The 21,286-nt window shown below is 37.9% G+C and carries 23 protein-coding genes and 1 pseudogene; 17 read left to right on the top strand and 7 right to left on the bottom strand.

Translation table 11 applies throughout. The features are described 5' to 3' along the window. Nucleotides 1–189, bottom strand: a pseudogene (locus tag AS180_RS13735) (IS5/IS1182 family transposase); the annotation flags it as partial. Nucleotides 190–320: 131 nt separating this feature from the next. Beyond that, entirely contained in the window at nt 321–695 is a 375-nt protein-coding gene (locus tag AS180_RS13730) for a winged helix-turn-helix transcriptional regulator (protein ID WP_062686949.1), read from the bottom strand. Between the two features lie 173 nt (nt 696–868). On the opposite strand from AS180_RS13730, the gene AS180_RS13725 reads away from it, so the two are divergent. The 3 genes from AS180_RS13725 (at nt 869) to AS180_RS23600 (ending at nt 2,345) form a co-directional block, all read left to right on the top strand. Beyond that, nucleotides 869–1,366, top strand: a complete 498-nt coding sequence (locus tag AS180_RS13725) for a lactoylglutathione lyase family protein (RefSeq protein ID WP_025910373.1) — start codon at nt 869–871, stop codon at nt 1,364–1,366. Nucleotides 1,367–1,409: 43 nt separating this feature from the next. Then, nucleotides 1,410–1,775, top strand: coding sequence for an alcohol dehydrogenase catalytic domain-containing protein (locus tag AS180_RS23605; protein WP_226372969.1), 366 nt, complete (start codon nt 1,410–1,412; stop codon nt 1,773–1,775). A 66-nt stretch (nt 1,776–1,841) separates the two neighbouring features. Further along, nucleotides 1,842–2,345 carry a zinc-binding dehydrogenase gene (locus AS180_RS23600; RefSeq protein WP_226372970.1) on the top strand — a complete coding sequence of 168 codons (504 nt, stop codon included), beginning with the start codon at nt 1,842–1,844 and terminating at the stop codon, nt 2,343–2,345. Nucleotides 2,346–2,629: 284 nt separating this feature from the next. Here the strand turns inward: AS180_RS23600 and AS180_RS13715 are convergent, their stop codons facing one another. Together AS180_RS13715 and AS180_RS13710 are read right to left on the bottom strand one after the other, a co-directional pair. Continuing rightward, complete coding sequence (locus AS180_RS13715) at nt 2,630–4,180, bottom strand: solute symporter family protein (RefSeq protein ID WP_062686948.1); 1,551 nt, start codon at nt 4,178–4,180, stop codon at nt 2,630–2,632. Between the two features lie 17 nt (nt 4,181–4,197). Further along, nucleotides 4,198–4,530, bottom strand: a complete 333-nt coding sequence (locus AS180_RS13710; protein WP_035320939.1) for a DUF485 domain-containing protein — start codon at nt 4,528–4,530, stop codon at nt 4,198–4,200. Nucleotides 4,531–4,949: 419 nt separating this feature from the next. Between AS180_RS13710 and AS180_RS13705 the strand changes: the two genes are divergently transcribed. Further along, the gene (locus tag AS180_RS13705; protein WP_025910376.1) at nt 4,950–5,261 is read left to right on the top strand and encodes a hypothetical protein; all 312 of its coding nucleotides are present in this window, start codon (nt 4,950–4,952) and stop codon (nt 5,259–5,261) included. Nucleotides 5,262–5,269: 8 nt separating this feature from the next. Here AS180_RS13705 and AS180_RS13700 read toward each other — a convergent pair whose 3' ends face one another. Continuing rightward, nucleotides 5,270–6,034 carry a hypothetical protein gene (locus AS180_RS13700; protein ID WP_062686947.1) on the bottom strand — a complete coding sequence of 255 codons (765 nt, stop codon included), beginning with the start codon at nt 6,032–6,034 and terminating at the stop codon, nt 5,270–5,272. A gap of 2 nt (nt 6,035–6,036) precedes the next feature. Next, nucleotides 6,037–6,372 (bottom strand): PadR family transcriptional regulator, encoded by a 336-nt coding sequence (locus AS180_RS13695; protein ID WP_025910378.1) that lies wholly within the window; start codon nt 6,370–6,372, stop codon nt 6,037–6,039. 265 nt (nt 6,373–6,637) lie between these two features. Here AS180_RS13695 and AS180_RS13690 point away from each other — a divergent pair, with 265 nt between their 5' ends. The 13 genes from AS180_RS13690 to AS180_RS13630 all read left to right on the top strand — a co-directional run bounded on the left by AS180_RS13690 (nt 6,638) and on the right by AS180_RS13630 (nt 20,651). Beyond that, nucleotides 6,638–7,387, top strand: a complete 750-nt coding sequence (locus AS180_RS13690; RefSeq protein WP_062686946.1) for an IclR family transcriptional regulator — start codon at nt 6,638–6,640, stop codon at nt 7,385–7,387. Between the two features lie 34 nt (nt 7,388–7,421). Continuing rightward, entirely contained in the window at nt 7,422–8,249 is an 828-nt protein-coding gene (locus AS180_RS13685) for an aldo/keto reductase (protein ID WP_035320935.1), read from the top strand. Between the two features lie 241 nt (nt 8,250–8,490). Further along, nucleotides 8,491–9,471 carry a LacI family DNA-binding transcriptional regulator gene (locus AS180_RS13680; RefSeq protein WP_025910381.1) on the top strand — a complete coding sequence of 327 codons (981 nt, stop codon included), beginning with the start codon at nt 8,491–8,493 and terminating at the stop codon, nt 9,469–9,471. Between the two features lies 1 nt (nt 9,472). Continuing rightward, nucleotides 9,473–10,351, top strand: coding sequence for a ribokinase (rbsK, locus tag AS180_RS13675; protein WP_062686945.1), 879 nt, complete (start codon nt 9,473–9,475; stop codon nt 10,349–10,351). A 2-nt stretch (nt 10,352–10,353) separates the two neighbouring features. After that, nucleotides 10,354–10,749, top strand: coding sequence for a D-ribose pyranase (gene rbsD / locus AS180_RS13670; protein WP_062686944.1), 396 nt, complete (start codon nt 10,354–10,356; stop codon nt 10,747–10,749). A 14-nt stretch (nt 10,750–10,763) separates the two neighbouring features. Then, the gene (locus tag AS180_RS13665; RefSeq protein WP_061785694.1) at nt 10,764–12,245 is read left to right on the top strand and encodes a sugar ABC transporter ATP-binding protein; all 1,482 of its coding nucleotides are present in this window, start codon (nt 10,764–10,766) and stop codon (nt 12,243–12,245) included. Nucleotide 12,246: 1 nt separating this feature from the next. Next, nucleotides 12,247–13,215 carry a ribose ABC transporter permease gene (gene rbsC, locus AS180_RS13660; RefSeq protein ID WP_025910385.1) on the top strand — a complete coding sequence of 323 codons (969 nt, stop codon included), beginning with the start codon at nt 12,247–12,249 and terminating at the stop codon, nt 13,213–13,215. Nucleotides 13,216–13,250: 35 nt separating this feature from the next. Then, nucleotides 13,251–14,144 carry a ribose ABC transporter substrate-binding protein RbsB gene (gene rbsB / locus AS180_RS13655; RefSeq protein WP_242529457.1) on the top strand — a complete coding sequence of 298 codons (894 nt, stop codon included), beginning with the start codon at nt 13,251–13,253 and terminating at the stop codon, nt 14,142–14,144. 436 nt (nt 14,145–14,580) lie between these two features. Further along, complete coding sequence (locus AS180_RS23980; RefSeq protein WP_062686943.1) at nt 14,581–15,840, top strand: 3D domain-containing protein; 1,260 nt, start codon at nt 14,581–14,583, stop codon at nt 15,838–15,840. Between the two features lie 840 nt (nt 15,841–16,680). Continuing rightward, nucleotides 16,681–17,961 carry an ABC transporter substrate-binding protein gene (locus AS180_RS13645; RefSeq protein WP_025910388.1) on the top strand — a complete coding sequence of 427 codons (1,281 nt, stop codon included), beginning with the start codon at nt 16,681–16,683 and terminating at the stop codon, nt 17,959–17,961. Between the two features lie 112 nt (nt 17,962–18,073). Beyond that, complete coding sequence (locus AS180_RS13640) at nt 18,074–18,925, top strand: carbohydrate ABC transporter permease (RefSeq protein ID WP_025910389.1); 852 nt, start codon at nt 18,074–18,076, stop codon at nt 18,923–18,925. Between the two features lie 77 nt (nt 18,926–19,002). Beyond that, nucleotides 19,003–19,809 (top strand): carbohydrate ABC transporter permease, encoded by an 807-nt coding sequence (locus AS180_RS13635; protein WP_025910390.1) that lies wholly within the window; start codon nt 19,003–19,005, stop codon nt 19,807–19,809. 98 nt (nt 19,810–19,907) lie between these two features. After that, nucleotides 19,908–20,651: a sugar phosphate isomerase/epimerase family protein gene (locus AS180_RS13630; RefSeq protein WP_025910391.1), complete on the top strand. Its 744-nt coding sequence runs from the start codon at nt 19,908–19,910 to the stop codon at nt 20,649–20,651. 60 nt (nt 20,652–20,711) lie between these two features. On the opposite strand, the gene AS180_RS13625 is transcribed toward AS180_RS13630, so the two are convergent. After that, entirely contained in the window at nt 20,712–21,221 is a 510-nt protein-coding gene (locus tag AS180_RS13625) for a GNAT family protein (RefSeq protein ID WP_025910392.1), read from the bottom strand. Nucleotides 21,222–21,286: the final 65 nt, after the last annotated feature.

The raw sequence follows: 21,286 nt of genomic DNA, 5'->3' as shown, positions 1-21,286 counted from the left end.
TAAAATAATTTTTAGCATCATGCGTGGATGATAAGCTGGGCATCCAGTATGCTGGACGAATGAATCAAAGGCTTCACTCGGAATACTTTCTACTAAATGATGGATAGAAAAGGCGATATCGTTTTCTTGTAATTTCATTTCTAATTCTAAAGGTAAAATTAATTGATTCATGTTATAATCTTTAAACATAAGGACCCTTCTTTCTGGTTGAATTTGTTGTGGTGACTATATTTTATCAGAAGTGGTCCTTATTTTTATGGAAAAAATAAAACAAAGCCGTGAAATTTTACTCATCGTAAAATTTCACGGCTTTTTTCATCTCAGAGGAGGGTTTTGTCCCAGCCTCTTTCATGTTCTTTATACAAATTCACGGCGTTTGGATCTTTCTCAATGCGTGCATTTCCCCATGAGCACATCAAATCTAACACTTCTCGAAGGGTCTCTCCTTCATCCGTTAGCGAATACTCGACTTTAGGTGGAATCTCATCATATAAAGTACGTTTAATAATGCCGTCATGTTCTAACTCTCTAAGCTGCTGGGAGAGCATTTTTTTTGTGATATTTGGAATGATGCGCTGTAGCTCGCTGAATCGAAGTGTTTGTTCTTTTAAGTGACAAAGAATTACAACCTTCCATTTGCCACCGATTACTTCAAGCGTGGCTTCGACAGGAATATTGTATTTTGTGGTTTTCAACTTTATCTCTCCTTATGTAACGTAATAGAAGCATACTAGTTGGACAATCTATTGAATGAATTCGTCAATAGGGTTACGGGTTGGTAACCTGGTTACACGAAAGTGCCGTCTAGTCATGAATAGGTGGTTCCATTATACTGAAACCAATCTTAAATATGAAGGAGGAAACAAAAATGAATCAACCATATCCACGTTCATTTTCACATATCGGGCTTTCTGTTCCTAATTTGGACGAAGCCGTTAAATTTTATAAGGAAGTACTAGGATGGTACGTCATTATGGAGCCATCTGAAATTGTAGAAGATGACAGTGCAATTGGACAAATGTGTACGGATGTTTTTGGATCAGGCTGGGGGAAGTTTCGTATTGCACACTTAGCAACAGGAGATAAAATCGGTGTAGAAATCTTTGAGTTTCTTCAAAATGAAACGCCTGAAAATAACTTTGAATTTTGGAAAACTGGTATTTTCCACTTCTGCGTTCAAGACCCTGATATTGAAGGACTTGCAGAAAAAATTGTTGCTCATGGTGGAAAGCAGCGTATGCCAATTCGTGAGTATTATCCAAACGAGAAGCCTTACAAAATGGTGTACTGTGAAGATCCATTCGGCAATTTAATCGAAATCTATACGCATAGTTATGAGCTAACGTATTCAGACGGAGCTTACTAAGATAAAAGCTTTATTGTTAGAGGGAAAAGGGAAATGGGAACAAATGCAGGTTGGAAACAGTAAAAAATCTGTGCCTGGTGAAGGAGAAGTGCTTGTGCAAGTGCATGCTACGGCGCTAAACCCTGTTGATTATAAGACTGCAACGGGTGGAAATCCAAGCTGGTCATATCCTCATATTTTAGGACTAGACGTAGCTGGTGTTGTTGAAGAAGTAGGTGCGAACGTAACCAATATTCAAGTGAGTGACCGCGTTGTGTATCACGGAGATCTAACGAAAAAAGGCGGTTTTGCTGAGTATACTGTCACAACAGCTCATACGGTATCTGTTATCCCAGAAGGCGTATCATTTGAAGCGGCAGCAGCCGCTACCTTGTGCTGTCTACACTGCATACCAAGCGCTATTCTCTAAGCTTCATATTGAGGAAGGTCAGTTCATTTTAATTCATGCCGGAGCAGGTGGAGTAGGGGGGTTGCCATTCAACTTGCTAAGCAGGCAGGTTTAACTGTCATCACAACAGTTTCTAAAAAAAATCATGAGTATGTGAAATCATTAGGTGCAGATTACGCCATTGATTATAAAGAAGAAGATTTTGTGAAAGAAACTCTTGCTATTACAAATGGATTAGGTGTTCATGCTGTGCTTGACACGGTTGGAAGAGAAAATGCAAACAAGGCACTAGAAGCACTTGCGTTTAACGGGCAAATCGCTTTTATTGCAGGTCCACCTGATGTGAATAGCGCCATTTCATTTGCACATCCACTTTCTTTTCATCAAGTTGCATTAGGCAGTGCTCATCAATCAGCTAATCGTCACGAGCAAGCAGCTCTAAAGAAAATGGGCGATAACATGTTAGAGCTTGTGAAAGAAGGAAAGCTAGATCCGCTTGTTGAGAAAACTATTTCTTTAGATGAGGTTCTACAAGCACTAGCACAGTTAGCTAGTCGCACTATGACAGGGAAAATCATTGCAGTGCTATAAGCATAAAGAGTTTGGGACATAACAAAATGATGGCTTCTAAAAGACGAACACTAGCTGTTCCCATCTCTTTGATTTGTCTCAACACATTCGTTCCATTGCGCTACGGCCACTCGCTTTCCCTCTCTTTCCCGCAGGAGTCGAGTGTCCTACGCTCCATTCCCCCCTGTTTCCAACATTGTTTTCACAATCAACCAAAAAACCTGAACGATTAAAAGTTATGAACTCTCAATCGTTCAGGTATAGTAGAGGCTGAATTACTTATGTCTCAGTCTCTTTGTTTATTATTAATGCTTTACAGGACCTTGAATGCCCATGCCTGTGTTTGCTTTTACTAGTACTTCATCAAACTTCTTCGCATCCGCTTTTTCACTTGAAACAAGCGTGCCGATAATAGCAGCTAAGAACCCAAGCGGAATTGAAATGATGCCTGGGTTAGTGAGCGTGATGAGAGGTTCTCCAACAAAGATGGCTGCTCCTGCTTCCGGTGACCAAACGTTCGGGCTAATTGCTACAAGAATCAGAGAGCTTAGTAAGCCTACAAGCATACCCGTTACGGCACCTGTTGTATTAAATCGTTTCCAGAAAATCGTAAATAAAATGATTGGTAAGTTTGCACTAGCAGCTACTGCAAAGGCAAGTGCTACTAAAAAGGCTACGTTCATATTTTGAGCAAATAATGCAAGAATAATGGAGACAATTGATACACCAATTGACGCCCAGCGTGCCGCAACAACCTGTTCTTTTTCCGTTGCTTCACCGCGACGAATGATATGGCTATAGAAGTCATGTGCGAAAGCTGAAGCTGCTGATAAAACGAGCCCCGCAACAACTGCTAAAATCGTTGCAAACGCAACGGCTGATACAAAAGCAAATAAGAAATCTCCGCCTAAAACTTGGGCTAATAGCGGAGCAGCCATGTTACCAGCTGCGTTTGCCGCAACAATTTCATCGTATCCAACAAAGGCTGCAGCACCGAATCCTAAGAAGATGGTCATAATGTAAAACGCACCAATAATCCATGTTGCATAAATAACGGATTTTCTTGCTGTAATTGCGTCCCTTACCGTAAAGAAACGGATAAGAATATGAGGTAATCCTGCAGTACCAAGTACTAAGGCTAAGTTTAAAGAAATCATATCCAGTGGGTTGGTAAACTTGTTTCCAGGGTTTAAAAAGCCTTCGCCAAGAGGTGTTGCCGTCTTCATCTCTGAAAACATTTTTACGATGCTAAAATCAAACTTTGCAAACACAATCACGGAAATAATAAACGTCCCAATCATTAATAAAATAGCTTTGGCAATTTGAACCCAGCTTGTTGCTGTCATACCGCCAAATACAACGTAAATCGTCATTAAAACACCAACAATTAACACGGAGTAGACGTAGTCAATTCCTAGTAATAAATGAATAAGTGCGCCTGCGCCTACAAGCTGTGCAATCATATAAAAGATTGAAATCGTAATGGTATTTAAAGCCGCAACTCCGCGAACTTTCTTTTGGTCAAATCGTGCGGCAATCATATCAGCCATTGTATATTTTCCAAGATTACGCAGTGGTTCTGCCACAACATACAAAACAACAAGGTAAGCAACTAAAAATCCAATGCTGTAAAAGAAACCATCAAATCCAGAAAGCGCTACCATTCCTGCGATACCTAAAAATGATGCGGCAGACATATAGTCTCCAGCAATCGCCATTCCGTTTTGTAGACCTGTTAAACTTCCGTCAGCCGTATAGAAATCACTGGAAGTTTTGGTTCGTTTAGAAGCTAAGTATGTGATTACGAGCGTTAATCCAACAATTACAAGAAATAGTGAAAATGCAAGAGCATTCATTAACAGATCCTCCTTTTTTAGCGAGCTTCAGCTTTAATTACTTCAACTAATTCATCAAATTTAGCTGCACGACGTGTATAAAGAATACACAGTGTCCACGTCATAATAAATTGAGCAAAAGCAAATACCCATGCCCATGTCATTGATAAAAAAGCAGGTTGATTTAATACGTTAGAATAAGCTGTTAAAATAGGTAGTGTAAAATAAAAAGCTAGGAAAAATAGTGATAATGGTAAAATGAAATTCCGTTTTGTTTTTAAGAGCTGTTGAAAAGATGGAGATTGAACAATTTTCGTATAGTCTGGTGAGGTAGGTTGTTCTTCGTTTTTCTGTAACGAGCTTCCGTTCATCGCCAATGAAAATACCCCCTTTAAATTAAGTTTGGAACATATGGGATAGATGTTCCTGTACACCGTCATTATATTGTTTTCAGAAAAAAAAGTAAATTTAGATTATATGACAAAAACTAAGAAATATCGACATTTCATCTAGCCGTGAAAAAGTAAAAGGCATGGATGTTGCAGCTGAGAAGAACTAGTATATATAATTGTGAAATAACGATAATAAGTTAAAAAAGAATATATATCTCATAAAATCATCAATTTTTCCGGAAATATCTTTTTTTTGAGATAATAAAAAGATAGGCTTATGTATTAAAGAAACACTTTTTCATTTAGAAGATATTTATATAATTCTGTTATATATGATATAAACAATATAAAAATATGTTATATAACAGAAAATGAGATGACAGAAAAAAGGTGACACGATGGCATTTGGATTAAAGCGTGAAGAGTTATACGCATGGAAGGAAGCTGTGAATCGAGGAGAGGTTGCATTTTTAACTCACTATTGGATCGATGATCGGTTTCCAGGTGCAACAACGGTAACAAAAGTAGGTTGCAGCGATATAGAAAAGCTCATTCAATGGGGGGAGAAATATAATATTCCGTCTAAATATATTGATAATCGTTCAGGCTACCCTCATTTTGATTTACTTGGACAACGACAGCGTGAAATATTAGCAGCAGAAAAGAAGTTAGATCAGTTAGAGAGATTTGAAAAAAACGGCTCGAAATGAGCCGCTTTTTACGCTGCTTCTTTATTCAATTTCCTCATTACAAGCCATATGTAAAGGCCAATAGCGCCGTATGAAATAAGTGTGCTTACTACTAACGCAGCAGACTGTGACATTGAAAAAAAGTCTACAACAACTTCAGGTGAATAAAGAAAAATAGGAATCAAAATACTGACCCATGTTTTAGACCAAATCGATATGGCTACTAAGAATGTAATAGCCACTAGTGCACTTAACAATCCACTTAGCGAATACAAGCCCCCGGAAACCACGAAAAGTTTTGTTTCTGTGTTTTTCTCTAGGAACACAAGCGCAACAAACCCACCAATCGATAATAAATTGTAAGGGATAAACAAAGTTAGCAAAGCTAATCCTGACAATTGTCTAGCAGCCACAACACGAAAGAGACTTAGCAAAATAAGCAGCATAACCATAATGAAAATAGGCATGCCAATAAGTGTGTAGGCAGAATACGCAATATTACCGTGAATGGCATCGCCAAGCAAGCTGTAAGCAAATACTCCTAAAATAATCATTGGTAAGTATTTTAACCATCCCATTAAGTCAGGCTTCATTTCACTTGATAAACTTTCCATATATGCTTTTGGGGATTGACCGACAATGTGGTGAACACTTTTGCCGTCTTGTTCCGCCTCCCATAAATGATGAGATAACTCAAGGATAATATCTTCTGTTTCCTCTTCGTTTTTTCCACTTGAAAACAAATAAAGGCGTAAATTTTGTAAGAAGTCCGTGCTTTCTTTTGATAACGTCATATTCATTCTCCTTTCTTTCTTTTGTTGTTCATTAACTGATTAACGCTGTATGATAACGAATTCCAACGTTCTTGAAAGTCCTTTAGTTCTTGTTGTCCTTCAGGTGTTAACGTATAATACTTTCGCTTTGGACCGTTAGGCGAAGCTTTCATGATGCTTGTGATAAGCTTTTCTTTTTGCATACGGAGAAGAAGTGGATAGATGCTTCCTTCACTGACCATATGAAAACCGTGCGCTTCCAATTTTTCAATCATTTCATATCCATATGTTTCGCCTTTTGAGATGATAGCTAATAAGCAGCCTTCTAAAATTCCTTTTAACATCTGAGTTGAAGACACAAGCCGTTCCTCCTTAACTATCTTGCAATATAAGATAGTTGATTAAAAAATGTTACTATTTTGCATTACAAGATACATAATACTAATTTTTGTAAAAATATTCAAGTGGTTTCACGTTTAATTAGTAAAAATCGTGGAATAGCAATTGTAGAAGTTCTTTATATTCTCTTTTATAGAGAATTTAAAAGAATGAGTTTCTTTATTTGATAAAAATGTATATAGTATTTATAATGAAATTATCATTCGGCTAAAGGAGGAGCTTAAAATGTCTGAAGTGGGTACATTAAAAAAAGGATTAGATATCTTCTCTTTACTGATAAAAGAGCCGAATATGACAATTTCTGAAATGATGAATGTGCTTCAATACAATAAAAGTACGATGTATCGCTTGGTGAGTACGCTTGAACAAAACAAGTTCATTGAAAGAACGGCTGATCACCGCTATCGTGTTTCGACTGTGCTCATGTCACAGCTATCGGGTGGGAACAGCTACGATTTAAACTGGTTTTCTGTTCCACCAATGGAGAAGCTCAATCAACAAACAAAGGAAACCATTTATGCGGGAGTTATTTCCGGTAACAAAATGGTGACAACTCAAGTTGTGAGCGGGGAATATTATAGCACGCGTACACATTCAGAAGTAGGGAATAAAAAAGCAATTCACGCAAACGGTATTGGGAAGTGTATTCTTGCCTATCAGTCAGCAGAAGTGCAAAATCAAATCATTGAACAACTAACGTTTGAAATCTTTACTTCTCAAACGCTTACATCTCGCACAGATTTGGAAGGCGAGCTACATAAAATTCGTGAACAAGGCTATGCAGTTGATAATGAAGAAGGGGAAATTGGTTTAAGGTGTATTGCAGCGCCTGTACGAAAAAATGGGCAGGTCATCGCTGCTGTAGCACTTTCGGGTCCTTCTGGTCGTGTTTCTCACGATAAAGATGAGTATCACGCTAAGCTTGTTAAAAAATGTGCCGATGCAATTTCTCACACAATGACTCACAATTTGTGATTCAAATATACAGTTATAGAGGGGATGAATGGTAATGAACAATTTACAATCAACAACAAAGTTAGCAAACGGCGTTGAAATGCCATGGTTTGGTCTAGGTGTATTTAAAGTAGAAGATGGACAGCAGGTAATTGACTCTGTGAAATGGGCAATTAATGCAGGGTACAAAAGTATTGATACAGCCAAAATTTATGAAAATGAAGAGGGCGTAGGACAAGCTATTAAAGAAGCTGGTGTACCACGTGAAGATCTTTTCATTACAACAAAAGTATGGAATGCAGACCAAGGCTATGAGTCAACGTTAGAAGCATTTGAAACAAGCTTAAACAAGCTAGGTCTTGACTACTTAGATTTATACTTAATTCACTGGCCGGTAGAAGGCAAATATAAAGACACTTGGAGAGCGCTAGAAAAGCTATATAAAGATGGCAAAGTAAAAGCAATCGGCGTGTCAAATTTCCAAATTCATCACTTAGAAGATTTAATGAAAGACGCTGAGATAAAGCCAATGGTTAACCAAGTGGAGCTTCATCCATTATTAACTCAAGTAGAGCTTCGTGATTTCTGTAAAAAGAATGATATTCAAATTGAAGCTTGGTCTCCGTTAGCTCAAGGTGAATTATTAGATAATGCAGTATTGAAAGAGATTGCAGATAAGCATGGTAAATCAACAGCACAAGTCATCTTACGCTGGGATTTACAAAGCGAAATCGTAACAATTCCAAAGTCTATTAAAGAGCACCGCATCGTTGAAAATGCATCAATCTTTGACTTTGAATTATCTCAGGAAGATATGGCGAAGATTAATGAACTAAACAAAAACCATCGCGTTGGTCCAGACCCAGATAACTTTGATTTTTAATAAAAAAGAATGATAAAGAGCGTCGCTTTTTCCTAAGCGACGCTCTTTTATTGTTCATGTTGTCTACCTGTATATTAAGCACATAAGAGATACTCTCTATAAGCTAACCGAGTTTCTTCTATTATATATGTGTTTTTTTAAAGAGAAAGAGAACTAGTAAAAATATTTGTATTGTCAACAAAGCAAAATCGTGATATATTATCATTGTAAACGGTTACATATAAAGGAGGGAGGCGTTCGTATGGTAACAATTCGAGACGTAGCGAAGCATGCTGGTGTATCTGTTGCAACGGTTTCTCGCGTGCTTAATAGCACAGGGTATGTACGCGAAGATACGAGAGAAAAAGTAATGCAGGCAATTACATTACTAAACTATAGTCCAAACGAAGTAGCGCGATCTTTGTATAAGCGTGAGTCACGCTTGATTGGATTGTTGCTTCCAGATATTACGAACCCATTCTTTCCACAGCTTGCGCGCGGTATTGAAGATGAAGTGCACAGTCAAGGATTTCGTCTTTTATTTGGAAATAGTGATGAAGATTTAAAAAAAGAAGCGGCTTATTTACATACGTTTACTCAAAATCACGTTGTAGGCATGATTACAGCCAGAACGATATCTGATGATGAAACGTATAAAAGACTGGGTTTTCCAGTTGTCTTTTTAGACCGTACATCACCCCAATATCCATCTGTATATGCAGATGGAAGAGAAGGTGGAAGAATTGCTGCGCAAGAAATTATTAAAAGAGGAAGCAAACAAATTACTTTATTAAAAGGTCCTCCAAACGTAAAGCCAGCTCAAGAGCGGTTTCAAGGTGCACTTGAAACGTTAAGCGGAGCAAACGTTGACTTTCAAGTGATGAATACAACTTCGTTTTCATTTCATGAAGCAAAGAAATGGGCAAAAGAACTGTTTGAAAAGCATGCTAATACGGATGGAGTAATTGCCAGCAACGATATTGTGGCAGCAGCTATTTTACGTGAAGCGTTACAGCTGGGAAAATCAATTCCAGATGAGTTACAAATTGTTGGATTCGATGATATACCTCAAAGTGAACTGTTATTTCCAGCTCTTTCAACAATTAGGCAGCCCGCTTATGAAATGGGAAAAGAAGCAGCAAAACTTCTATTAAAATATATTAAAAAAGAAATTGTTCAAAATAAGCATATTGAATTACCCGTTACGTTTATTGAACGAAATACAACAAGAAAGGTTGATTAACATGGTGAAAATTTCGGTTATTGGTAGCTCATCAATGGATTTAGTAGTTACTTCTAGCAAGCGTCCAAGTGCTGGAGAAACAGTGCTTGGAGAGTCGTTTAAAACTGTTCCAGGAGGAAAAGGTGCAAATCAAGCGGTAGCAGCTGCAAAGCTTGGAGCAGAAGTGTACATGATTGGTCGAGTAGGTGATGATCATTATGGAAAAATCATTTTAGATAACTTTAAGAAAAACGGTGTTAATATAGATTATGTGGAACCGGTTACACATATGGAAAGCGGCACAGCGCATATTATTCTCGCTGAAGGCGATAACAGCATTGTTGTCGTAAAAGGAGCGAACGACTTTATTACGCCAGAATATGTAGAAAGTGCAAAAGAAATCATTAAAGCATCTGATATTGTACTTATTCAGCAAGAAATTCCGGAAGAGACGGTGGAATATGTAGCTTCTCTTTGTAAGGAAGTGAATGTGCCTCTTTTATTAAATCCAGCTCCAGCAAGACAGTTAAAAGAAGAGGTCATTGAGCAAGTGACGTACTTAACGCCAAACGAGCATGAAACAATGGTTTTATTCAAAGAAAAAGCGAAAGAAGAAGTGCTCCATAAATATGCGAATAAGTTATTTATTACAGAAGGTAAAGCAGGCGTACGCTACTTTAACGGAAAGGAAGAAGTGCTTGTTCCTTCATATAAGGTAGAAGCTGTTGATACAACAGGAGCAGGAGATACATTTAACGCTGCTTTTGCCGTAGCGTTAGCTGAAAAGAAAAGCTTTGATGAAAGTATTCGTTTTGCAAACAGAGCAGCTTCATTATCCGTAACAAAGTTTGGAGCGCAAGGCGGTATGCCAACTAGAGAACAAGTAGAAGGGAACTTATAAAAATGAAACGCCATGGAATCTTAAATAGCCATATTTCAAAAGTGTTAACAGATCTTGGTCATACGGACATGGTTGTCATTGCGGATGCAGGTTTACCAATTCCAGATGGAGTACCTCGTATCGATTTGTCTTTAAAACTAGGTGTTCCTAGTTTTAAGGACGTCGTGGATGCTGTACGCGATGACATGGTTATTGAAAAAGTGATTGTCGCACATGAAATTAAAGAAAATAACAAAGAAACAATGAGCTATATAAATGAAGTCTTTTTTGATACAGAAAAGCAGTTTGTTTCACACGAAATACTGAAAGCGTTAACAAAAGAAGCGAAAGTCGTTATTCGAACAGGAGAAGTAACGCCCTATGCAAACTGTATCTTACAAGCAGGAGTTATCTTTTAAAAGGGGTGAACAATATGCACATTAAAATGTCAAATATTTATAAAGCATTTGGTGCAAACCAAGTACTTTCAGGTGTTGATTTTGAACTGCTTCCCGGAGAAGTTCACGCATTAATGGGAGAGAACGGTGCGGGTAAATCAACGTTGATGAATATCTTAACCGGCCTCCATAAACGAGATGAAGGCAGAATTGAAATTGATGGCCAAGAGCGCTATTTTTCAAATCCAAAAGAAGCCGAACAAGAAGGAGTTACCTTTATTCATCAAGAGCTGAACGTGTGGCCTCATATGACGGTTCTTGAAAATTTATTTATTGGAAAAGAGCTTTACTCACCGCTTGGAATTTTGAAAACAAAAGAAATGAAAGAGCAGGCTAAAAAGCAGTTTGATCGCTTAGCTGTGACCATTCCACTTGAGCAAGAAGCAAGCTTATGCTCTGTTGGTGAACAGCAAATGATTGAAATTGCCAAAGCGTTAATGACGAATGCGAAAGTAATCATTATGGATGAACCGACAGCAGCGTTAACAGACCGTGAAATTGAAAAGCTTTTTGAAGTGATAAATGGATTAAGAGCACAAGGTGTATCCATTGTTTACATCTCGCATCGGATGGAAGAGATTTTCACCATTTGTGACCGTATTACCGTTATGCGTGATGGGAAAACAGTGGATACAACACCAATTCTTGAAACAAGCTTTGACGACGTTGTACGTAAGATGGTAGGACGTTCATTAACGGATCGATTCCCAAGCAGGCAAACGAAAATTGGAGAAACGGTATTGGAGCTAAAAAGTTTAACAAGAAAACATGCTTTTCATGACATTTCGTTTTCTGTGAAATCGGGAGAAGTTGTTGGGGTAGCTGGCCTTATGGGTGCTGGACGTACTGAAATCATGCGTGCCATTTTCGGTCTGGATGCTATCGATTCAGGAGAAATTTGGGTAAACAACAAACCTGTCAAAATTAAAACGCCAGATGAAGCAGTAAAGTACGGAATCGGCTTTATCACAGAAGATCGAAAAGATGAAGGGCTTGTATTGGATTTTTCAATTCGAGAAAACATTGCGCTTCCAAACTTAAAAAGCTTTTCAACAAAAGGGATGATTGCTGAAAAAAGTGAGCGAGAGTTTGTCGAGCTTCTTATTAAGCGTTTAACGATTAAAACGCAATCAGCTGAAATTAGTGCGGGCAGCTTATCGGGAGGAAATCAACAAAAAGTAGTTATTGCGAAATGGATTGGTATTGGACCGAAGATATTAATTTTAGACGAACCGACTCGAGGAGTAGACGTTGGAGCTAAGCGTGAAATTTATCAGCTTATGAACGAGCTCACAGAGCGCGGAGTGGCGATTATCATGGTCTCTTCAGAACTTCCGGAAGTGTTAGGGATGAGCGATCGTGTTTTAGTAATTCATGAAGGAAAGCTAGCGGGAGAATTATCAAAAGAAGAAGCAACGCAAGAAAAAATTATGACATATGCAACAGGAGGTCAGTAACATGAATACGCCTAATGATTTACAGTCAAACAACGGGAATTATATGTCTAACATGATGCAAAAGCTAGGGCCGCTACTTGGACTCTTTATTTTAGTAGTCATTGTATCTGTATTAAATCCTAGCTTTTTGGAACCGCTTAATATTTTAAACTTACTTCGCCAAGTAGCGATTAATGCATTGATTGCATTTGGAATGACATTTGTTATTTTAACAGGGGGAATCGATTTATCCGTCGGTTCAATTTTAGCTTTATCCAGTGCATTAATGGCTGGCATGATTGTATCAGGAGTTGATCCGATTTTAGCGATTTTGATTGGGTGTTTATTAGGAGCTGCAATGGGTGCAGTGAACGGCTTGTTAATTACAAAAGGGAAAATGGCACCTTTTATTGCAACACTGGCTACAATGACTATCTTTAGAGGCTTAACGCTCGTTTACACAGACGGTAATCCCATCACTGGACTTGGAGACAATTACTATTTCCAACTATTTGGTCGTGGCTATTTCTTAGGCATTCCAGTACCAGCTATCACGATGATGCTTGCATTTATTGTATTGTGGGTTATTTTACACAAAACGCCGTTTGGACGTCGTACGTATGCAATTGGTGGTAATGAAAAAGCTGCGTTTATTTCCGGAATTAAAGTACCACGGGTTAAAATTATGATTTATTCATTAGCAGGATTATTAGCTGCATTAGCCGGAGCAATTTTAACATCACGCTTAAATTCTGCTCAGCCAACCGCTGGTACTTCTTATGAGCTAGATGCCATCGCAGCAGTTGTTTTAGGTGGAACAAGCTTAACAGGTGGTAAAGGACGCATCGTCGGAACGCTGATTGGTGCACTTATTATCGGAACATTGAACAACGGCCTAAACTTACTCGGCGTTTCTTCGTTCTACCAGATGGTTGTGAAAGGGATTGTTATCTTGATTGCGGTACTAATTGACCGTAAAAAAGCAGCGTAGGAGGGATCATCGTGAAAAAAGTATTATTACTAATTATGTCTTTGTCCGTTTTGTTATTGGGAGCTTGCTCATTAGAGCCTCCAACTTGGGCAAAGCCTTCTCAAAGTGGAGATATTAAAGATATGAAAATTGGCTTATCGGTTTCTACTTTAAATAATCCATTCTTTGTTTCGTTAAAGAATGGCGTTGTAAAAGAAGCGAAAAAACAAGGTATTGAAGTAATTGTCGTTGATGCACAAAACGACTCTGCGAAACAAATTAACGACGTGGAAGATCTATTACAACAAGGAGTTAACGCACTGCTTATTAATCCTACGGATTCTTCGGCTATTTCAACAGCGGTTCAGTCAGCGAACGGTATTGGAGTACCGGTTGTGACGCTTGACCGTTCAGCTGAAAAAGGAAAAGTAGAAGCGCTGGTAGCATCTGATAACGTAAAAGGTGGCCAAATGGCTGCAGAATATGTGGTGAAAACATTAGGAGAAAATGCAAAGGTTGCGGAATTAGAAGGAGTACCTGGAGCTTCAGCAACGCGTGAACGTGGAAGTGGGTTCCATAATATCGCAGATGAGCAGCTAGACGTTGTAGCTAAACAATCCGCTGATTTTGATCGTACAAAAGGGTTAACCGTTATGGAAAATGTCCTGCAAGGAAACCCTGATATCCAAGCGGTATTTGCGCATAACGATGAAATGGCACTAGGCGCTATCGAAGCGATTACTAGCTCTGGAAAAGACATTGCGGTCATCGGGTTTGATGGCAATGAAGATGCTCTTAAAGCCGTTGAATCAGGTGCACTAACTGCAACGGTTGCTCAGCAGCCAGAGCTGATTGGAGAGCTTGCTGTAAACGCAGCGAAAGATGTGTTGCAGGGTAAAAAAGTTGAAGAGAAAATTTCTGCACCATTAAAGCTTGTTACAAAAGAATAATAAAAATAAAGATATAAAGCCTCTTATCTAGTAAACTAGACAAGGGGCTTTACTATTGTGAGAAAGTAAGAAATGTATGATGTTTTTACTATAAAACGCAAGAGAAAAAGTAAATAAACAACCATTAAAGTAATTAAATGGAAATTAATCACGTGAACAAGTTCACAAATTCGCTATTTTTCGTTGTAACAATGTAATATTTCTGTAACATAACGACTTTTTGACAAAATTCTGCGTTGCATATTGGATATTTTTTTACAGTCATTTAAAAGATGAGAAGTTAAAAAAACCTTTATACAGCAGGGGTTCACGTAAATGTATGAATAAAAAGTTATACTTATATACAGAAAATGGGAAACTTTTAACGGTATTGTAACATAACTCCCCTCTTTTTTATGGTATAACTATGTCTATGAGGAAAGGGGACTATTACTTTATGAAAATTTTAAAGCGTATGACTCTTGTAGCAGTCACGGGAATGTTCTTCACGGCAGGCATAACAGAGACTCACGCCCAATCGAATGAAGAAGCGCTCCAAAGTACTGAACAACAGCTTAAAGAAAGCGAAAAGGCTGTTCAACAAAAAGAAAAAGAGAAACAGTCAATCGATACGGACGTAAAAGCATTACAAAGTGAACTAGATTCTTTACATAAAGTTATTTCTGATAATGAGAAAGAATTAGCTTCTACAGAAAAGAAAATTAAAGAAGCGAAAAGTATGATCGAAAAAAAGAAAGAAGAGATTGTAGAGCTTCAAGAGAAAGTTCTTAGTCGTAAAGACATTATTGAAGGGCGCTTAGTTGCATTGCAACATGATGATAAATCAAATGCTATGCTTGAAATGGTAATGAATGCTGAAAGCTTTGGTGACTTAGTTGCACGTATGGGTGCAGCAACAACGCTTCTATCAGCAGACAATGATATTTTAAAGCAGCACCAACAAGACTTAGATCAAATTGAAAAAGATAAAAAAGAAATTGATAAGCAAGAAAAAGTACTAGAAGAAGAAGAAGCTAATTTAAAAGCAAAAAAAGCTGAATTAGAATCAAATATCTCAAAACAAACAGCTGCTCTAACAAAGATGCAAGAAAAGTACAGCGCAGTTGTAAGTGATATTGAAACAGCTTCATCTGAAAAAGCAAGCCTACAGTCACAATTAGCAACAATTCAAGATAAAATTTCTGCAGAGCAAAAAGCTGCTAAAGAGCAAGCTGAAAAAGTAGCTAAAGAAAAAGAAGTAGCAGCTCAAGCTGAAAAAGAAGAAAATCAGCGCCAAACAGACCTAGCAACGGCTAAAGCTGAAGTGAAGCAAGAAAAGAAAGTTGAAAGCACAAAGCCAGTTTCTAAAACAGAATCAAAACCAGCATCAAAGCCAGCTTCTGAATCTAAACCGGATAAAGTAAGCGGAAAAGAAATGTATGTTCAATCAACAGCATACACGGCAAGCTGCGCAGGTTGTAGCGGTAAAACAGCAACAGGTATTGATTTAAAAGCTAACCCTCACTTAAAAGTAATCGCAGTTGATCCATCAGTCATTCCTTTAGGTTCTAAAGTGTATGTAGAAGGATACGGAGTTGCGGTTGCTGGTGATACAGGTGGCGCAATCAAAGGTTATAAAATTGACGTATTCGTACCAAGCAAATCTGCAGCGATGTCATGGGGACGCCGCACAGTAAAAGTAACGGTACTGAACTAACAAAAAGCATGGGACTCTTCCCATGCTTTTTTATTACCCCATTTTAAAAGAAACAAACTGTTAGATATATAAGTTACTAGAGGCTTTAAATTATTAGGGGAAAGAACAGTCCTCATCAAAAGCTTCCTGATAAAAAAGCCTCGTGATTGAAATGAAAGATACGACACTTCAGCAGGATTAGCGAGACACCGCAGTTTACGAGGAGGCTCAGCGCTCGCCCTGCGGAAAGGTGGCAATTTGTAAGGGGAATTACGCCAAGTAAAGAGTGATTTTAAAATCATAAGAAGCAAGAAATGTGTTCATTAAAAGTATGCCAAGTAGCGAGAGTCTTTATTACCTTCAAATAAATTATTGCTGTTAAAAGATAAATTAAGCAAAAAAGTCTCTTTGCAATAGCAAAAAAATCTGTTTTCCCTCTTAATAAGCTAGCTGAGTATATTCTTATAGTGTAAAATACAATCGTTTACAACTTTATAAAGGGGAGAATGCTAAACACCTACATTTTTAATAAGTAATTGAATTTTCTAATTACTTTAACGAAGGGATTTTAGTTAACAAATGGTTAACTTACTCTAAGCTCCTTCCGTCACTAACAAACGTTTCTCTTCTTTTAGTGAAGGTCTTCTTCCTATACAAATTTAATCAAAAGGCAAAAATGTATCATTTTTGCCTTTTATTTTTACCATTGAGTAAATGGCCAATCCTTCATATAATTTAACTAAGTTAATTGTATCCGCTTACATAAAGCTTTCAAAAAGGCAAAAAAGAATTATGTAACGTTTACATCAAACTCAAATTTTGTAAGAAAAAGAAAATGAGTTTATTCAGAGGGGGATTACGATGAAGCGTTGGTTTGGTCTTATCAGCTGTACACTTATTTTCACGCTGATCTTAGCAGGATGTGGAGGGAAATCAGCAGACGAAGCAAGTGGGAGCGGAAGCAATGGAAAAGAGGTAGTTGCTTGGGCATGGAATATTAACGTTCCTGTTTTAGAAAAAGCAGCTGAAGAATATCAAAAAGAAAACCCAGACTTTAAATTGAAAGTTGTAGATATGGGACGTGAAGACGTTTACTCAAAACTAACAACAGGTTTACAAGCAGGGGGTAAAGGCCTTCCAGATATCGTGTTAGTGGAAGATGATCGCTTCCAAGGGTACGTTAATTCATTTCCAAAAGCATTCTTAAATCTATCAGAAAAAGGCTTTGATGAGCACGCTGATAAATTCCCAGAATTTAAAAAGCAGCTTCTTTCTAAAGACGGTGAAATGTATGGCTTCCCGTTTGATGCTGGCCCAACAGGTGTCTTCTATCGAACAGATTTCTTTGAACAAGCAGGTGTAGACCCAGCTACAATTGAAACGTGGGATGACTACATTGCTGCTGGTAAAAAGATTAAAGAAAAAGTAGGCGTTGACTTACTTGGTCTTGATTTAAACAATGATGACGGATTATTCCGTATGACATTAACACAACAAGGTACATTCTACTTTGATGACAAAGGTGAACTTAACTTAACATCTAAAGAGTCTCAACAAGCAATGGAACTAAACAAAAAGCTAAAAGATGCTGGCGTTGTTCGTAACACAGTTGGTTGGGATGCTTCAATCAGTGCATTAGCAGAAGGAAAAGTAGCATCTTCTCCATCAGGTGCATGGTTATATGGGTCAATTGAGCAACAAGCACCAGATTTAAAAGGGAAATGGGGCGTATTCTTACTTCCATCATTTGAAAAAGGCGGAAATCGTGCTTCAAACCTAGGTGGTAGTAACTATGTTGTAACAGCAAACAGTAAAAAAGCTGATGAAGCTTACAAATTTATGGAGTACTTCTCAACAACAGATTCAGTTCAAGAAGCAGCAATGGAAGGTGGATTATTCCCTTCATTAAACACTGTATATGATTCAGAGTTATTCACTCAGCCTGATGAGTACTTCAGCAACCAAACAATTTGGAAAACGTTCGCAGATGAAATGCAGGACATCAAACCAGTTAACTTTACTGGAAACTATTCTGTTGCAAATGACGAAGCTGTAAAAGCTGTATCAGAAGTAACGAATGGAAAAGACATCAAAAAGTCATTAGAAGCAGCTGAAAAGCGTTTGGAAAATCGCATTAAGTAAGCATTTACTATAAAAATAGAACGTTAAGCAAGCGTTGAGTTGAATCCCCTGCTATTTGAAGCAGGGGATTCAACTCAAAGTCTCATGCTTGCGGTGTAAAACGGAGGTCATCATGAAAACAAATAAATCATTGCCATATGTCTTTATTGCACCTGCCTTGATCTTGTTTGCATTATTTACGATTTATCCAATCTTTTCTTCGTTTATGTTAAGCTTTCAAACAATGGATGCAGGTGAATATTCGTTTACAGGTCTTTCGAACTATACGCGCCTACTTGAAGATGATATCTTCTGGACAGCGCTTGGTAATACGGGAATCATTTTAATTATTCAAGTTCCAGTAATGATTCTTCTTGCATTAGTGTTAGCAAATGCATTAAACAGCCAGCTACTGAAGCTAAGAGGACTTTTCCGCGTATCCTTCTTCTTGCCAGCGGTTACGTCTTTAGTTGCCTATTCAATCTTATTTTCCATCATTCTTCAAGATGAAGGAATCATGAACACATTACTTGGGTTCATCGGTATAGATCCAATACAATGGCTAGGAGATCCTTTCTGGGCGAAAGTATCAATTATCGTGGCGATGACTTGGCGCTGGACAGGCTACAATATGGTTATTTTCTTAGCTGCATTACAAAGTTTGTCTCACGAAGTTTATGAAGCTGCGGATTTAGATGGAGCTAATCGCTTCCAAAAGTTTTTCCATGTGACGGTTCCACAGCTTAAACCAGTTATCTTATTTGCAACCATTTTATCAACAATTGGAACGCTACAATTATTCGATGAGCCTTTTAACTTAACTAAAGGTGGTCCAGCTGACTCAACGATGACGCTTGGTTTATACATTTATCAAAATGGCTTCGAATATTTTGATTTTGGTTATGCATCAGCAGTTGCATATGTTGTTGTATTACTAGTGGGTGTATTAACATTCTTCCAATTTAAATTTACGGGTGATAAATAATGAGTGTAGTAGAGAGAGTACAGACGACAACTGTTAACACAAAGCCAAATGTAAATAAAAAGAGAAAAAGTGGATTGCTGCGAAAAATTGGTTTATATTTTTTATTAGGTATCTTCACCGTCATTTCTATCTTTCCGTTTTATTGGATGTTTATCGGTGCTACAAATGAATCAGGCAAGATGTTTACCAACCCGCCAACGCTAACACCTGGCGATCAGTTTATGACAAACTTTCAAAATTTAAATGCATCCATTGACTTAGGACGCGTATTCTTTAATTCAATGTTTGTATCTATTGTATATGTTATTGTGGCATTAATGGTTTGTTCGACAGCAGCTTATGCATTATCTAAGTTTGAATTTAAAGGGAGAAATCTTATTTTCACGACGTTTTTACTGTCGATGATGATTCCTTATCAAGCAACATTAATTCCGCTGTTTCAAATGATGTCTAACTTCAACTTATTGGATACGTATTTCGCGTTAATCGCACCGCAGCTTTGCTATCCATTTGCTATTTTCTTGCTTCGACAAAATTTCTTGGCTTTTCCAACGGAATTAATTGAAGCTGCGAGACTTGATGGAGCTGGAGAGTTTAGAATTTTCTTAACGATTGTTCTGCCTTCTATGAAACCAGCGATGGCAGCAGCTGCAATCTTCCTGTTTATGACGCAGTGGAATAACTTCATGTGGCCTCTTGTTGCAACTACATCAAATGAAATGGCAACATTGCCTGTTGCGTTATCTAGCTTAATTGGCTTATCGTTTATTGACTACGGGCAAGTGATGATGGGCGTTACGATTGCGACGATTCCAATCATTATTTTCTTCCTTGCACTGCAGCGTCACTTTATCTCAGGTATGTTAGGAAGTGCTGTAAAATAAGAAACAAAAAAGCTCCGGTTATTGGATCTTTTTTCCTGGAAATGATTACGTTTTCAATGTATGCTAGAAGCAAATCAAAAACAAAGGGGAGAAAAGATATGACAAGGATTCCAGTAGCAGTGCAGCTTTATACGCTGCGCGATGAGCTAGAAAAAGATTTTAAGGGTACGATTGAAAAAGTAGCAGAATTAGGCTACGAAGGCGTTGAGTTTGCGGGTTACGGAGGATATTCAGCACAAGAAGTAAGGGAGCTTTTGGAACAAGTAGGCTTACAAGTGGCTGCTAGTCATATCTCATTAGAACAGCTTGAAGAGAACCTTGAAGAAGTTATTTCGTTTGAGAAAGAGCTTGGTAATACAGCGATTGTTTGTCCGTATTTAGCTCCAGAACGACAAACTGAAGAAGGCTATAAGCAATTAATCAGCGTACTAAATCACGCAGAGCGTCGCTGCGCCGAAGAAGGTATTAGGCTTTATTACCACCACCATGACTTTGAATTAAAGGAGCTACCAAATGGCAAGTCAGCTCTTGAAACGATTTTAGATGAAACAAATGTAGGCGTCGAGTTTGATGTGTATTGGCTTACAAAAGCAGGGGGGAATCCTGTTGAATGGATGAAGAAATATCAAAATCGTGCTCGTTTAATTCATCTAAAAGATATGACAACCGATGACAAGCAGCTATTTGCGCCGCTTGGAACTGGCGGAGTGAATTTAACTGCCATTTTAAGTCAAGGAGACAATATGGATGTGAAGTGGTGGATCATTGAGCAAGATCAATGTGAAGGCCCTGCGTTAGATAGCGTTAAACAAAGCTTAGGTTATTATCTACAACATGCATAATAAAAAACACATCTGCGACAGCCGTTTAATTAACGAGTTGTTGCAGATGTGTTTTTTTATTTAAGGGGTCCATTCAATCTCACCACATTGGTTATTATAGTCAATTTCAACGTGAAAGTCGTGTTTTTCATAAAAATGAACCAATCGATTAACATGGTCCCAATCGCGCTTTGCGATATCACCTTTGATGGTGTGTACGTTTTGGTCACGAGCTACTTCTTTTAAATAGTTCATGCAGATAGAACCATAACCTTTGTTAGCAGGTCCTTTAATATCGCCAATATGAATGGTATGGTCGTCTTCATATACGCCATGAATAGCAAAATCCCAAACGCCTTTATACGCTTTATGACAATTGTTAATCATAATTTTGCATTCATTTCCGTCATTTTGTGCCGATACAATAACTAACTCATTTTCTTCAGGTTGATCAACACCAATGACCTCGTATTTTTTAGCAATTTCTTTCAAATTATCCTGCATTCGATATAACTGAAATTCTAATTCATCTAATGTTTCCTGTAACTCTTCCGCATCTTTGGGTTCTGATGGAGCAAATGCACTTAACACTGATGTAATCTCCTTTCGTCTAATTTTATATTTTAGGAATAATGAAAAATGATAGTAGTGGAAAA

The sequence above is a fragment of the Priestia veravalensis genome, assembly GCF_001457055.1.
Lineage (GTDB): Bacteria > Bacillota > Bacilli > Bacillales > Bacillaceae_H > Priestia > Priestia flexa.
Note: the sequence above shows the minus strand (reverse complement) of the source record. Positions and strands in the feature narration are given on the sequence as shown.